Source organism: Chryseotalea sanaruensis, from assembly GCF_003990915.1.
Lineage (GTDB): Bacteria > Bacteroidota > Bacteroidia > Cytophagales > Cyclobacteriaceae > Chryseotalea > Chryseotalea sanaruensis.
In genome coordinates this window covers 849994-866528 of sequence record NZ_BHXQ01000001.1, presented here as the reverse complement: position 1 = coordinate 866528, position 16535 = coordinate 849994, and the positions used below count along the sequence as shown (strand labels likewise).

The following is a 16535-nucleotide window of genomic DNA, read 5'->3' as shown; positions in this document are numbered from 1 at the left end:
TATTAGTTTTTAATAATTCTTTTCAGGTACACATTTTGCCCTTTAATAATTTTAATTAGGTATACACCAATTGGCCTCTCTTCCATTGAGAATATCTCCGTCTGCTGTTCACCAACTATAGATGATTGAATTTTGTCAACTTGTTGCCCTAAAGCGTTGATCAGGTAAATCGTTTCCATACCACCCTTTTGTGATTGTATATATACTTTTTCGGTTGCTGGATTAGGATAGACAATAGGGGAGTCCTCTATAACTTCATCAATGGCGGTCACGAGAAATTCAGCTGACCCTTCGAGGACACAGCCGTTATAGTTAACCACCACGCTATAGGTACCGGATGAGTCAGGCTGGATGCTTGGGAGAGTTGCACCAGGTATTGGGCGCCCATTGAAATACCATTGAATATTTTCAGTAAAGCCCACTGAAAGTTCTTCTGCTACTGTTTGAATAACAATAGGAGGGGCTTCCCTTTGGAAATGTAAAACAAAGCGATCAGTGCCTTGCGAATTTGGATCTGATGTAACAGTAAAGGTGTATTCTAAATTTTCAACAATAGTAATTGAATTAGTTGCAAAGGCATCATTCAAAACAAGTTGTGTATCATCAGTGAATGAATCGATATTGGTGAACTTAAGCGTATATGTACCCATGGCGGCTTCCGTTACGCTGAGTTTAATTGAAGTGCTGCACAATAATTCAGACCAGGAATTAATGGCTAGTTTTTCATTGTTACTTGATAATGTGCTAAGGTTGAACAGTTGATTATTTAGTTTCCATGCATCTGCTGAAATATCAAAATCAGTTGTAGCATCCTCACGAAAATGCACAACTGCTTCATCACGGGTTATTCCTGTTGTCATGGTTATTCGCAGCAGGTTTTCTAGAGCGCCTTCTCTAAAAAAGGTAGTTTGCGTCCCAGCAGCCTTCGTATTTTCATTAGTGCTTAGTACTGGATTCTCTCCATTCGCCTTAACCCAAAAGCCCTGACCTATTGCAATGAAGCGCGAACCTCCATTAGTTCCTGTTGTGCCGTTCCATGTGGCATATTGAAGTGTACTATTGCCATTGTCTGCTAAATAGATTGTAGCGTCCAGATTTGTTTTTGTCCACCCGGTGTTTGCATCCCAATCAATTGATGAAGGCATGGGGTTGCCGACAAGATTCCATCCATCATTCAAAATATCTCCAGATGATGTATACGTTATGGGCAATGAAATACTTGTGGCATTTCCTGTGTTGACAGTGCCACGCAGATCCCACATCGTTGTACTTAAAATATTACCTCTAACATATACAGTATATCCTTTTCCGGGTATAAATGTCTCTGAGTTAGCTGCAATTGGAAAATTGACATAACCATCGTTAAGGTCAGCTGTTCCACTTCCATCGGTGTCTGCTATATCCGTTTCATCGTATGAAAACATGGATTGATTTGGAAGGCACCCTGAACATGTACTGGCTCCGGTAAAAGTGCCAGTTACCGGAATTTCATTTTGAAAATCACTTACGGCCGCATTTTGAACAGGAGATGAAATGTAGCGGTATATCCGATTGTTATCAGGTCCTTCTTTAGCCATGAAGCGCTGAACCGTTACATTTCCTGTAACTTGTGCTCCAGCAGGAAGTATGCCAATAGCTGCATCATTGGTAGGGTTATCGCTATTGGAAATTAAGGTGAATATCGCAGTGTTATTACTTCCATCTGCATCCACTATCGAATTATCAACCAAGGTTAATACACCCTCCAGATTTTGGTTACTTTCAATACTCACACCAGGATTGGAAGTAGTGTTTGTTATACTAATATGATTAAACGTATTCTCGACTAGTCCATCAATATTTTGAGTTGTAGTGCCAGAAAATTGTACAGTTCCATTGTTGTGGATAAAGCTTCCACTGCTGACTATTAAATTTTCTTTAATTTCTAGCGTAGTGGATGTGGATGTGAAGTCGATTCCTGAAAGAGTTAATGTTCCATCTACAACTATGTCGGCAGTTCCGCCTGTAAACGTTCCACCTGAAAATTCAGCTATATTAGTAACCGTAATTTTACTTCCACCTTGTGTAATAGTTCCAGTGTAATCAGCATCAATAATAAAATTAGCAACCGTTAGATCTGCATCAATTTCACTATCTACTGTGCTGTTACTATCAAAAATCATGGCATCTACCAAACTCGGAATACCTGCATTGCCCACACCGCCAGAAGTTAATGACCAGTTGGCAGAAAGATTTGAGGTAGAACCAGAAGGTGCCACCCAATACAGATTTACACCCAACATACCGACAACCCACCAATCGTTTAGATTTGCCTCGTCTACTGAATTAACGATTACCGTATTATCGGCAGTGTTCAGTGTACTTTCTAATATGTTATCTGTCCAACTAGCTAAATTGCTGTTATAACGATTTGCCCTTAAATTATTTTCGTTGATCGTATTGCCAACGGTTGAGTGCTCAACATCGATGTAGGTAAGCGCAAGGGATGAAAGTGTGGGTTTAGCTGTATAATTTTGAGCATTGATTTGCCAAAATCGATCAGAAGCAAAAGCAGAGTTGTCCGTGCCAGATGCACCATGCATGTTGGCAACGCCAATCGGTAATTCCGCACTGTTCTGCCATCCGGTATGATAAGTGGAGAATAGAAAATGACCATTTCCAATGCCTGCTGTTTTAAAAAGGGTGAGTGGAATGTAATTTGCATTATAACCCCATGGAATGGTGTACGTTCCTATAGTTGTGCCGATATTCCATTTAATAATATTGTGTTCGCCCTCACTTACAATGAAGCCCGAATTGTGGGTGATGGCATCTGGGGCTGAATTGTCAACAACTAATTGTGCCCCTTCTGCTATAACAATAGAAGCACCATTAAGTATCACCCTGGCTTGGGCGTTACTATTTTCATTAATACAACAGACTATTAATACGCATAAAAATAAAAGTGTTTTTTTCATGCCGAATTAGTCTGTAATTCTAAATTGTAATTCTTCAACTGTTATGCTAGATGTGTTCGTATTATTTTTTCTTATGAATACCTCGATGTAATCATTTGTATTTAAGTCAACTTCAGTCTCAAGCGTAATTTGGAAGCTTTGATTAGCATTCGTAGCTGCCATTGATCCATTGGGAATTGATATGGCAGTTCCGTTTTTAGCAATGGCAATCGAAAAGTCGGAATTATTGCTTGGTGCTTTGACGCCAATAATCACTAGTATTTTGCCTGCAATAGCATCTTTACCGTTATAAGTTAGTCTGTTATTGCTTGCTGTGAAACGCTTTTCATTGAGTGGTGTAGTTGTACCTGCTATTTTGTAAAATGTACTCACAACTGGTAGTGAGGTGGAAGTTGCATTATTATTCATATACAAAGAGCTGAATGCTCTTGAGTTAGGAATGTTTGTATTTTGCCGCATTTCCCATTCAGGCGTGTAGGAGTCAAAACCTGTTATATAAGTTGTTACTCCGCGAAACATATTGGTGGTCATACGTCCACGATCAATTGTTGCACCTGCATTTACCTTTACACCTGTTTGACCTGTGTAGATAAAATAGTTATTTGAAAGATCGATATCATTGATAGTTAAGCCGGAGAGAAACTCTATTCCTTTACCACCACTGGCAATTCCTGTAATGAAATTATATGCTGAGGCAAACTTGTCCACTGTACCGGTTACTTTAATGCCATCTGCACAGCTCCAATAATTTTTCATAATTGTAGTGGCTTTAAAACCACTGACTTGCCCTACACCTAAACTGGCTACACCAATTTCTACTACAGAGCAACCTGAAAACAGGTTACAATACTTAGTACCTGTTGCATCAGTAAAATCATAAGCTTTTGTGCCCGCACTAAATGGTATAACAGCTATATTTTCCAGAAATACAGATACGCCTGTGCTTCTCAAAACACCACCACTTACTGATGACATAACGCCATCTTTGGCAGGATCTGTTCCTCTAAGACCTGCGCCATTAAGATTAAGGTAGTTGGGTGAAATATTTACAATCCCAGAGAAGACATACATTTTGTTAGCGTCAAGTGTGATGCCACCACCAGAAGGTGAAGGGAGATCAGCAAGGGAATAGACGTATACTAAATTTGCTCCTGGATTGATTGAAGCCATAGATTCCCATTGTGTACCTCTATAAATATCATGCGTGTTGGTAGTAATATTATAAATCTGCAACCCATTCGGAGGTGATGTGATGGCATCGCGTTGTGTGGTAGTCATGCGAGGAATAAGTAAACCACTTGTGGTGGAAACAATGTCGAGCATGGCTTTCGTGTCGGGTAATGCACCAGTGCCGTTTATGCCAATGTTTTGGCCTATTGTTAGTAGACTAATACAACTAATGAGCAGCGTGAAGAGGGATTTCTTTATCATAAATTTGCGATTAACGTCAATCGTTTGAGAGCGAATTGTTATAGCTGTTTAAAGCGTAATCATTGGAAAGCAGAGGTATCTACCAATCAGCGAAGAATTAAATAGTAATAATTCTGACAAGCTGTACTGTACTACAAAACACATGAATTGTAATGCAGTATCAACTAGGTTGAATAATGATAAGAACGTAGTGGTTTGTACTACATTGGTGGGTTACTATGAAGTAAAGCGGTTAATCCAGCTAGATTGATTTTTGGATGACTTAAACCAACTATGTCCAACGGTAGACTATACTAATCCGTGATCTATTGCATACTTGATCAGTTCTGCATTGTTTTTGAGACACAGTTTTTCTAAAAGTCGTGTGCGGTAGGTACTGATTGTGTTCACGCTAAGTGATATCTGCTCCGCAATTTCAGAAACAGTCTTTCCTGAACCAATGAGTTGAAGCATTTGCATTTCCCGATCGGAGAGAAGTTCGTGAGCAGACTTATGACTTGTATCGGTTTGAAATTCGGCAAGCATTTCTGCTACCGCTGCAGAGATGTACTTTTTACCAGATAGAATTTTACTTATGGCAGCAAGTAATTCATCAGTAGCGATGTCTTTGTTTAAAAAGCCTGAAGCACCTGCTTTGAGCACACGCAAAGCATACTGATCCTCAGGGTGCGCACTGAGCATTAAGATGGGTGTTTTTACTCCGTTACTGCGTATTTGCTTCAAGGTTTCAACGCCATTTCTACCGGGCATAGATATATCCATAAGGATTATACTCCACGTTTGTTTGGCAACTTGATCAAGTACTTCATGGCTATTGACAACTTCTGTAATGTTTGCAGATGGATAGGCCTCACGAATGAGTTCTATAAGGCCTTTACGCACAATTGCGTGGTCATCTGCTATAAGAATATTCATACTATTGTCCTGGGGAAGACGGCAATAGTAAAGTTAATGGAATTTGTAATTTAACAATGGTTCCAGTCTCATTTTTACTTTTTATACTCAATTCTGCACCTACCATTATGGCTCTTTCACGCATCCCAATTAAGCCCAGGGTACCTTTGCTTTTCACCTCCTTGTAATTAAAACCTTGTCCATTGTCTTTTACCGTCAATATCAGGTGGGTAGCGTTTTTCTGAAAAATCGACTCGACTTCGGTTGCCTGTGCATGGCGTGCAATATTGGTTAGTGCCTCTTGATATATTCTAAATACCGTGGTAGCTAAGTGTCTTTCTGTTTGTAAATCACCTACCTCTGACTTAAAAACGCATACTATTCCATATTGCTTTTCAAACTCCGTGCTTTGCCACTCTAAGGCAGCCACCAACCCCAGATCATCCAGAATACCAGGTCGTAAATCAGTTGATATTCTTCTGATGGTCTTAATCGTGTGGTCCATGAGTGATGTCATTCCCGATAATTTTTCATGGATAGATGTGTGTTCCTTATCAATTCGTTTCGACAACCAAGAGGCATCCATCTTTAAGCCTGTTAATTGCTGACCAAGTTCATCGTGGACTTCACGAGCAATACGTGTACGCTCGTCTTCCCGTATCTGTTCCAAATGTGCTGTAAGTCTTTTAATTTCTTCAGTATAGACCAAGAGTTCCTTCTCCGCCTGAATACGCTCAGTAATATCAATACCTACACCAATCAAGTAGCTGGTTCCATTGATTACGATTTTATGTCCATTGAAATAATAGGGTTTTTTCCTTTTATCCTTGGTGTAAAAATGAGCGGTGATTTCTTTGTGTCCGTATGAAAAAACAGTGTCTATGCTACTCTTTATCAGAAGTTTTTCGTCTTCATCGTAGAAATCAAGTGGATGCATATTTTTGATTTCTTCTGCACTGTATCCGGATATATCTTCGAAGTTTTTATTCCAGTGCGAAAAAACACCTTTCTCATCGTATAAATAAAATATACCAGGAAGGCTATTGATCAATGAATCGGAGAAAAATTTTTCTGTTTGAATTTGTGCTTCCGCTTTTTTGCGCTCAGTAATGTCGCGGGTAGTTACAAACACACCAATGATCTCATTGGTCTCGTTCCTGGCAGGTTTGTATTTTATTGAAAACACCTTGGCCGTACCGTCTTTCAATGGAAAATTAATCTCTGACTCTTTCGTTTTTCCACCTAACACATTTGAATAGATTTCTTTAACAGCATTTTGTCTCTCAGGCTGTGCATAGGCTAGGATAGATTTTCCTTTCTCCACCTTAAAGCCTAAGTATTCTTCGTGTAGCTTGTAAAATTGATTGTTAAAAGAAATAATAATAAGATCATTATCCACCAGAATAAATGATTCTTCTGTATTATCTATCATAAGCGCCTTTTCAATTTCGGCAACTTTGCGTTTGGTTATATCCTGACAAGTACCAGCAGCCCGATAGGGAGTACGCTTTTCGTTTCTAAAAACTTTCCAGCGTTCTTCCACCCATTTGATTTTACCGCCCTGGGTTATTATTCTATGTTCAATTAAGAAATCATCATCATATTGAAAAGATTCAGTAAATGCCTTATCCACCTTATCTCTATCTTGTGGATGAACAAAATCTAAGAAGCTGGTATGAGATGGTTTAAAACTGGCTGGATCCAATTCAAAAATGTGGTAAGTCTGCAGTGACCAAATTACGTTTAGTGTTAAGAAATCTGTTTCCCAACTACCAACGTTGGCTACAGATTGCGCTTCGATTAGTCGAGCTTCATTAATTTCAATCAATTTGTCCTTTTCTTTCTTATCGGTAATGTCCTGGTAAAAAACGGTGAGTCCATCATTAGATGGGAAACACTTTGCTGAAAACCATTTCTTCATAGGAGCATAAAAGCTTTCAAAAGCCACCGTTGTTTTGTTGTTGTATGCTTCGTGATATTTATCCCAAAAAACTGTTCCCTGAAGTTCCGGGTGTACATCCCATATTATTTTTCCAAGTGCACCTTCACTACCAGCCGGATGATCTTGCAATGCAGCCTCATTTAAAAAGGTATAACGCCATTCTGTGTCAAGCGAAATAACTTTGTCGCTGATGCGCTGTAATACTGATTCTTTCTCTTTGTAAGCTCTTAAAATATCTTCTGCTGTATTCTTTTGAATAGTAACATCTCTAAAGAACACTGATAACCCATCAGCAGATGGATAAAGGTGATTCTCAAACCATTTTTTGGAGATTGGTAAATAGGATTCAAAGAACACGTACCGTTGATTTTCCTTTGCTTTATGGTATGCTTCATAAATGGGTTGATTGATAAGTTCCGGGAACTCCTCCCAAATATTTTTGTTAATCAATTCATTAAGTTTTAACCCAAGTAAATCTTCGGCAGCTGAATTAATATACCGATAGCGCCACTCGAGGTCATACGAGATAAAACCATCACTCACACGCTCTAAAGTGGTCCTAAATTGATTCTGAGATTCAGTTACTAATATTGTTTTTTCATTTACCAACTTCTTGAGTTTTTCCGGCTGCTGCGCGAAATACCAGGCAAATAAGCCACTGGTCATAGAAAGCAGTAACCCTACTATTGAAAATGTGATGTTAAAAAAGAACCGCTGCTTTTTGTTGGCCATCACCATTATTTTCCAATCACCAGCTGGTATCTCTATACTGGCATACGTACCATGATCTTCATCAAAAGATTGAGATAAAAAATATTCCTCTTGTTGTGTAGTTGTATTAGTCTTAGATAATTGATATAAAAATTCACCTTGCTGAGTAGTATCAATTCCTATTGCACTCAGCATTGTATTTAACTTTATGATAACTACTGCAAAACCCTGAAACTCATCCTTTTTAATGATAGGGAGTCTCCCTACTATGCCAAGCCCCCCCTGCATTAGCTCAAATGGACCAGCAAAGAACAATTCTCCTTTTTTAATCGCACGGTTTGCTTCATGACGCCTTACACTGTCGCTTAGAATGTCAAAACCTATCGCTGCTTCATTACCAAATGACGGATAAGTATGCGTGATAATACCCTTTTGGGTGAGTTGTAATGCATCAATGTATCGGGAAGATTGAAGAATATTTCTTGCTATGGAATCAAAGTTTCTGGGTATACCATATTCCGCTACAATAAAGGCAAGTGTTTTTACGGCTGATTGGCTATAGCTTACTACAGCCTCGAGTCTATTACTTATAGCATTAAGTTCCCTCGCTACATATTGCTGTTCAGCTTCTTTGCGAATCAAATATCGCTGGTAAGATATATATTGTGTAAGCAACAAGAGGCAACTAAAAACAGTAATTCCTACAATACCGGATCTTCTCATTATAATGGTTTAAAGTAAAATGTCGATCAGACATTGTGATGTAAAACACATGAGTAAAAAAATAATGAATCAGTATACAGTGAAAAAATACTGAAGGGAAGAAACTTATTTTAATTTAGAGGTGATGATCACTTCCTAATATACGACATTATCATTGAATGCCAGTAGAAAATAATTTATTAATTGCTTTGATTTTGATATGTTTTCTACTTTAGTGCAGTATTGTAGTATAAAATGTATAATTTGTTAATGATCCTTTTAAAAAGGATAGCCAATCGCAATGTTTAAAATCAGATTCTCTCTTCTCCAGTTTTTATTACCAAAATTGATTTCATCTATTGCCCAACGATTTTTTTCTTCACGATAAGGTTTCCGCAAAGGAAAAGCAAGGTCAAATCGTAATACAAAAAAGTTAAAGTCAAACCGTAACCCGAAGCCGGTGCCTACAGCAATCTCTTGTAAAAATTTAGACTTATTAAATTGCCCCCCGGTTCTTAAACTATCTTCTTTAATAAGCCAGATATTGCCGGCATCAAAAAACAAAGCGCCCTTCATTACTTTTATGATATCGAAGCGATATTCAACGTTTCCTTCCAATTTGATATCTGCCCTTTGATCGATAAATAAGATCGAATCAGTATCAAGAAAATTAAATGTACCAGGGCCGACTGATCGTGCGGGAAAAGCTCGCAAACTACTCGATCCACCAACTGAAAATTGTTTAATATAGGGCATGTTTTCAGCATTTCCATAAGCGTAACCAACACCTGCTAAAACACGCGTTGCAATTTTGTTGTGTTTATCAAACTGATGATAATAGCGACCATCGAGTTGCGTACGTACATATTGAGAATAAGGCACATTGAATAGTAAGTAAGGTTTCTGCTCCTCCGTAAATTTTGTGGATTGTATAGCATTTGCAATATTTCCTGAAACATCTACTTTTCCATTGAAGTAGTAGTCAGATCTTTTTACGTTTTTGATGTTGTATTTCTGATCTATATCATCACTCAATTGGGTGTTGAATGTATATGAATAACTGGAACCGAGTATAAACTGATTTTGAAATGAATTTTTCAAGGTTGGATTCGCATTCAACAGATCATCAAATTCCTTTGATGTTTTAGTGCTTTGAACGAAGGTAAGATCTATCGGAAGCAACTGATGTGTTTTGAGGGTGGATTCCCGCCAGGTATATCCAGCGTTTATGTTTGACGAATTCAAACGAAAATATTGGAGTCGCTGTTGAAAACTATACCCAGCCTTGATTTGTGTTTGCGGAAGGTACTTTGCAGCATTGTACTGAATGTTGAATGGCGTGATAAAACGAGGCACTGAGAGACTGGCCTCAACGCCAATTTCAAGGGCATTCAGATTTGTTGTTTGTTTGTTTCGCACCTGCCATTCGTATGATCCATTTAATTTAAACTGAAACATTTCCGCACCGCGAAAAATATTTCGATTGGTAAAGGTGAATTCCATACCCGGTCCAACAAAGTTGTTTGACTTTGAAACAACATCTGTCATAAAGCGTAAAGATTTTTTCAGCTGGGGTGTAAGGTAAATATATGCCCAAAGTCCGGAAGAATCGCTTCTGTTTCCACGGTATTTTATGTTTACATATTTAAAAGTGTTGAGGCCCATTAGGTGACTTAGTGTATACTCATGATTAACTCGTTTATAGATACTATCAGGCTTAAGGTTAATTGCGTTTGTTATTATTGTTGGTCTGAAGTTATTTTGATTATCGATATACTTGAAACCATCAACTACAGTAGTGTCACCCGTTGTGGCCAGACTATCGTTGGAAAGTGTATAGTTAGGGAAAACGTAAATTTCCCTTACGTGATAAATACGTCTCGCCCGGTCGGGGATTCCGGGTTCAATGGTTAAATCAAGTTCAACCATGCGTTTGCCAATTGTTGTATCGGCTTTAAAAAGTAAGTAGCGGTCGTCAAAATAGTAATAACCCTCATTTTCCACTACCTCTTGAATGCGCTGTTGCTCGGCACTCAATAGCTCCAGACTATAGCGTTGATTTTCTTTAAGCAGCGAAGTAGTTTTGATTTCATTAAGTTTTGATGCATGCATTGTATCAAGAAAAATGTAATTGATACTACGAATTCGATAGGGACGCTCAAGTATGACCGTATATATTACTTCACTTTTCTTACGTTTAGTCTTTACCTCAAAACTCACCTTCGACTTAAAATAACCATCATTATTCAATTGACCTTCCAGGACTTTCGCTGTTTCAGTAGGTGTGGCGTCAGTAAGTAGAACGGGAGTCTTACCTAACTTGTTTTTAGCGAAATTGCGAAAGCCTTTTTTCTTTTCGACTATGCCAGCGGAATAATAAAACCAAACAGCAGGGCGCATACCTAAAATTGTTCCATTGGGTGCCGGAAGTACCAACGTTTCCAATGCTTTACTTAGCTCACGTTGTCCATCAATTTTACCTTGTGGTTTTAACTGAATATCAGCACCTGCGTAAAACGTTTCACCTTCCTTTAAAAATTTGGTAGCGGTGCATCCCGACACGAATATGCAACAAAGCAAATAGCCAAGAATTCGCAGGGAGGGAGGTAAGGCAGCTGATAATAATGTTTTACTTCTCCTTTGCATTTCGTTTGAATAGTTCTCTTAAGGTGTTGTAGTCTTTGATGTAAATGAGGCCTGCTCCGGTTTCGATGAGTTCTCCATCAATCATATCGTAATTGCTTGTTCTGAAGCCCGTCACTCTAAACCTGCCATCCTTGGTTAATTTGTATTCCAGCGCCAGATCACCGATATAATCTGATACAGTTTCTTGTGAAGTGTTTTCCCCCTCGACATCGACATTCCCTGAAAGCTTTACAACCAAACGATCGTTTAGTAAGGATTTAGAAACACCAAGCTGTACTTGTGTGTCACCCTGAGCTTCACCTGTTGAAAAGTCCTCATATGATTTTATATCGAGGCTAAGCTGAACCCCTTTTATGTTTTCGGAAAGTCTGTTGAGTTGATCGGACAGGATTCGGCTGACGCTTGTACGGGTTGCGTTGCTTACACCAGCACCAGCCTGACTTTCTAGTGGATTGTCTGAAACGAAACGTTTTAGAATGAGCAAGGCAAACACCTGTTTATTTACATCTGATTCTCTTGTATTAATGTCCGTTATTTTTGCATAGATAGCACCACCAAAGGCACCTCGTTTTTCCACTGGCATATCAAGTAAAAAAGTAATTTGTGGTGCCAGTAACTGTCCTTTGATATCCAGGAGTACAAAAAATGGTAATCGTTGACGGTAGGAGTTGAGTTGCGTTTGATCGGTGGTGTTAATTTGATTGGCGATGAGATCCAACGGAGTTGTTTCAACTTCGAAGCGGGCGCGAATATCCAATTGTGCATTAAGTGGATTACCTGACCAGACTATTGTACTTCCTTTTTCAATAGCAAAATTTCGCTTCATTAGTTTGTAAAAAGAAAGATTATAAGAACCTTCCGTAATTTCATAACGCCCGGATAGGTTCATATTTCCTGACGAAGTCATATCAAAATTGAGTGTAGCGTTTCCCTTCACAGAAAGTTTATCACCTGTTTGTGGATCTATAACAATGTGCAATGTTTCCTGATCGCTCAGTTCCAGGTTTGCAGATATATCCATACCACCAAAAACGGAGGCAACGGTATCCTCGATGTTAATGTTAGCCAGGAAAGGATCTAGTACAGCATCTTTATCAACAAATTGTACAATCCCTTTGCGTTCCATAACACTTTTCTGCGTCTGCGGTACTACATAGGTTAGTTTACTATCTTTACTCAAACTGGCTGTTATATCAAGTTTAGGACGGTTGGCATTACCGGTAATTTGAGCTACAGTATTCACGTTAACTTTGCCATAGAATAGGTCGTTATCTTCTTGGGTGGTATTTAATAGCTGAAAATTACTAGCGGTTAGCCTTAGCCTGAATCGGAATTCCTTGTATGCTTGCGTAAGGATATCTCCATCTATAACAGCTTTATTTTTTTTATCATCACTTATGGTAAAATCATTAAAGGCTAAGCCCGACTCTTCAAAAGAAATGGTTTCGTTTTTAAGAAAGAAGGTACTATTTAAATAGGTTGAATTAAATGAGGCATCTTGGAAGCCGATTTTACCACGCACAATTGGTTCCTTAAAGTTTCCGGTGATATGAAGATTTCCTTCAGCATTTCCTTCAACATTTTTTAATTGTCCGGAAGAAAGTGGTTCAATCAGTTTAAGATTAAAAGGGGATAGAGCCACAGAAAAATCAAATGCAGATGTTGTTTTATCGGATTGATAAAATCCGGTAGCCTTTAAGTTAGAATCTTTATTTTTAATTTGCAGATCAATTCCATATCGATTATTTGTATGCGACATAGTCATGGTCAAATCCCCGTAAGGTTGATCTAATATTTCCAGTCTGTCAATTCGAAGTTTGGACTTAAAATTTCCCTTATCTGAAGTTGTAAATTTAAAGTTGCCATTGAGCTTTCCGCTGGCAGGCATTGCGCCTCTTATAATGCGTGATAGGCTTGACAATTGCAGGTCTTGAAATTCTAAGGAGACTGTTGAGTCTCTTACAGTTGTTATCAAGGCTATTTTCTCTTCGCCACCTGTAATAGCAAAATTATGGGCTTGTAGCCCCACTGAACTAAAATCAAGGTAGTTGTCTTTGGGTACAGTCCATTCTGTATAGTTTAACACTACCTGATCTTGCAAAAAGCTAAATCGAAAATTATCTTGCTCACTTTTAATATTACCTCCTAATACATATTTCTTTTCGTCTTTTGAGTTCAAAATTTGAAATGCACTGTTTATAACGTTATTCTGAATTTTTCCAGTAAGCTGTACGGCATCAATGGTGAGCGTGTCCTGCGTGATGTTTTTTAATCGAAATTTATAGTTCAGCGCGGATGCATCGGAAGAAATGAGTACCGAAAGTGAATCCATTGCTGTAGTATTATATTTTATACTGGCAATGCCTATTTCTATGTTGAGTCTATTTTCTTCACTGTTAAATTCGCCACTAATTTTTCCAGGAATAAAGGGGTCTAACTCCGGTATCAATATCTCAGTAATCAGGTCAGTGTTTTTCAACGTAAGATTAAACTTAAAATTTTGAGGTGTTTTATAGGTTGTTAAGGTTTTGTCTTGTAACGAAAAATATTGATTGATATGTTGGCGCATAACAGTTCCGAGACTGAACAAATTAAAGGTTCCATTAAACTCACCGGATATAATATCAGATTCTATGTTCATACTGCTTTCACCTTCCTGATCGATGCTGGCAAACAAAAGCGAGTCGACTGTATAAAGTGATTCGCCATTGTAAATGGCTACTTTTCGGATGGCTAAGTTTCCATTAATGATTTGAAAATCTGAAGTGGACAGATTGATATTCAGCGTTCCTCTTGCTTTAAGCGGGCGTTCTGATAAATTGAGTTTTTGAAAATTAGCATTTTTTAAATCAAACGTGAATTTGTACAAGGGAATTTCTTGTTGATAATCTAAGTCGCCTGATAAGACAAAATCCAGATTTTCGTCATGCAAAGATCCCGTTCCTGAAAAGAGATACTTATCGAGTGTCCCCTCTAAGTTGAAATCTTTGTAATTGTATTGATTGTATTGAAATTGTTGAACGGCCACATCAAAGGTTGTGTTAACCACATCCATTGTAAATCCGGAACCTTTAACCGCGGCCTGAATATCGAGCGTACCCATTGTTTCAGGCTGCATAAGAATTTTCCCAATATGAAGGTTTTGAGTTTTTAAAATGATATCATATTCAGCTACTGTTGAGAGGTCTAAAGTACCTTCAGCATTTATATTACCAACATCAGATGTAATAGCAGCATTGATTGTTGACGCTTTGGTTGTGCCTGTATATTTGCCCTTCATTTCAATCCATTCTGGTAACTGCAAGGATGTAGGAATAAGAGAATCTACAAGCGCTATTCGAATATCTTCTGCAGTAGTATAAAATTTTTGGAGTTCAAAATTTAGGATAGCACGATCAATATGAAGCAGATTTTTTATGTTTCCCTTTAACGCTATTGCGGTGCTATCAAGTGTTTTAAGATTAAATTTATTAACGGTCAGATCTGCTAATGATCCCCTTATATCCGTTTCAATACTAAGTGTAGTCGATTCAGGTAAATCTACAGGTATACTATCTAAAAGGGTCGGAGCAATTAGTAGAATATCTTTTAGTGCAATCGAAGTTTTGTTAAGTTGAAAATTGACAGAGGCTTGATCATATTGTACAAGTGATGGAAAATTTGCACTGCCTTTCAATTCAATATTAGAGCTACCCACTTCAAGAATGAATTTATTCAGATCAAGCTGATGGTCAGTTAGTGCCAACTCAGTAGAAAAAGTATCCAAAGCGAAACCACTTTTCTCTTTAAATGACACTTGATCAATGTTTCCACTTATGTTTTTTCCTTTAATGGCTATGTCTTCTGCTGTTATTCTTAAATCAGACACCAATAAATGGTTAAAATCGATAGCACTCTTTTCTGGTTTTATGTTAAAGTCATCGTACTGCAAACTATTACCAGCAAGTTTGAGCTCATTGACTTTAATATCCCAAGGAATGTTAATACCTGTGAAAAGGATTACACTATCCTTTTTTTGTATACTGATACTTTTATCTTGGTGTTTATCTTGACGATACGAGATGACTGACTCAAGCAGTGCTATTTCATCAATGTCAAGTTTCTGCGAATTGAGATCAACTTCATTTGCTTCAATGTTTAAGGTGCCAAGGTTAGCATAGATGGTTTGACCTACTACAGGATTTTTGTAATTAATTTTTACCTTATTAAGTTTAATTTCTTCAAAACTTATGGCTGGTAGCGGAGATACAGGAATGTCTTCATCGGTACTTGAGACAGTCGGTTTGTTTTGTATAACTTTAACTTGTGTATCAGTTAGTTCAAAAGACTCAATAGCATAAATTGATTTATCAGGATCAAAATCATCCATGGCTAATTCCAATTCACCAATTTTTAGTGAGGCATCATTACCGGAGTACTTATCATTAAGGGTAAATTTGGTTTCTGAAACTGAAATTGTACCAATAATAAATTTCCAGGGTGTTTCTTTATCAGTAGTAGGGGTGGTGTCACCGACAAAAGCTTGTATAATGTAGTCAAAATTAAATGTGCTATCAATTGCAGAACGTTTGATGAAGCCTGTAGAATAATTGAGTTCGATTGTATTGAGTGTCATTTGGTTTTGCGTGAGCCCCCATAAATCTGTATCCACACCCAACTTTCCTAGGTAAAATAGTGTATCTCCCGACTGGTCTTCGAGATACAGTCCTTCAAGCACTATTTTTTTGGGGAAGGAAACAAAAATATGGTCAAGTTGGACTTTAGTGCTAATCTTATTCTCTAAAAAAGTAACTGCTCTTTGTGTTAAGTTATTTTGTACAGCGGGAATTCGGATTACTAATATTAGAATTACTAGCAATACAAGAAGGGCTCCTAAAATACCTCCTGTCCAGCGTAAAAGTTTAAATAGTATCCTTTTTACATTTTTAACATCCTTCACTTTAGTAATTCTGAATTAATAGCGGAATAGCAAACCTCAAAAATACAATTAACAAGCCAGCTTATTGTTTGTGAATTCAATAAAGTTTAGCCGTTGGTGTGTAAAAATTTCCACAAATTGATGATAATACTCTGAGTGTGACGATTAATTGCAATAAATAGGATCTCAAGTACTTACGAAAGTAGAAAGGAAGACCATTGATTAATCAAAATCGAATAGAAACGTCAAAGTTGAGAGCTGGCACTATTCGTGCTCAAGCAGTAGTAACTGACTTAAATAAAGTAATTCAATTTTTTGGGCAGCATTACTGATC

At 37.8% G+C, this 16535-nt stretch carries 6 protein-coding genes; all 6 read right to left on the bottom strand.

Going from position 1 to position 16535, the window contains the following annotated elements; genetic code table 11:
* Window positions 1-2: 2 nt before the first annotated feature.
* The 6 genes from SanaruYs_RS03490 to SanaruYs_RS03465 all read right to left on the bottom strand — a co-directional run bounded on the left by SanaruYs_RS03490 (window position 3) and on the right by SanaruYs_RS03465 (window position 16222).
* Window positions 3-2957 (bottom strand): DUF8693 domain-containing protein, encoded by a 2955-nt coding sequence (locus SanaruYs_RS03490; protein ID WP_127121106.1) that lies wholly within the window; start codon window positions 2955-2957, stop codon window positions 3-5.
* Window positions 2958-2963: 6 nt separating this feature from the next.
* Window positions 2964-4388, bottom strand: a complete 1425-nt coding sequence (locus SanaruYs_RS03485) for a phage tail-like protein (protein ID WP_127121105.1) — start codon at window positions 4386-4388, stop codon at window positions 2964-2966.
* A gap of 288 nt (window positions 4389-4676) precedes the next feature.
* The gene (locus SanaruYs_RS03480; RefSeq protein ID WP_127121104.1) at window positions 4677-5303 is read right to left on the bottom strand and encodes a response regulator; all 627 of its coding nucleotides are present in this window, start codon (window positions 5301-5303) and stop codon (window positions 4677-4679) included.
* 1 nt (window position 5304) lies between these two features.
* Entirely contained in the window at window positions 5305-8658 is a 3354-nt protein-coding gene (locus SanaruYs_RS03475; protein ID WP_127121103.1) for a PAS domain S-box protein, read from the bottom strand.
* A 258-nt stretch (window positions 8659-8916) separates the two neighbouring features.
* Window positions 8917-11283, bottom strand: coding sequence for a translocation and assembly module lipoprotein TamL (gene tamL, locus SanaruYs_RS03470; RefSeq protein WP_127121102.1), 2367 nt, complete (start codon window positions 11281-11283; stop codon window positions 8917-8919).
* On the bottom strand, window positions 11267-16222 hold the full coding sequence (locus tag SanaruYs_RS03465; protein ID WP_127121101.1) for a translocation/assembly module TamB domain-containing protein: 4956 nt from the start codon (window positions 16220-16222) through the stop codon (window positions 11267-11269). Before SanaruYs_RS03465 ends, tamL begins: the two co-directional genes overlap by 17 nt.
* Window positions 16223-16535: the final 313 nt, after the last annotated feature.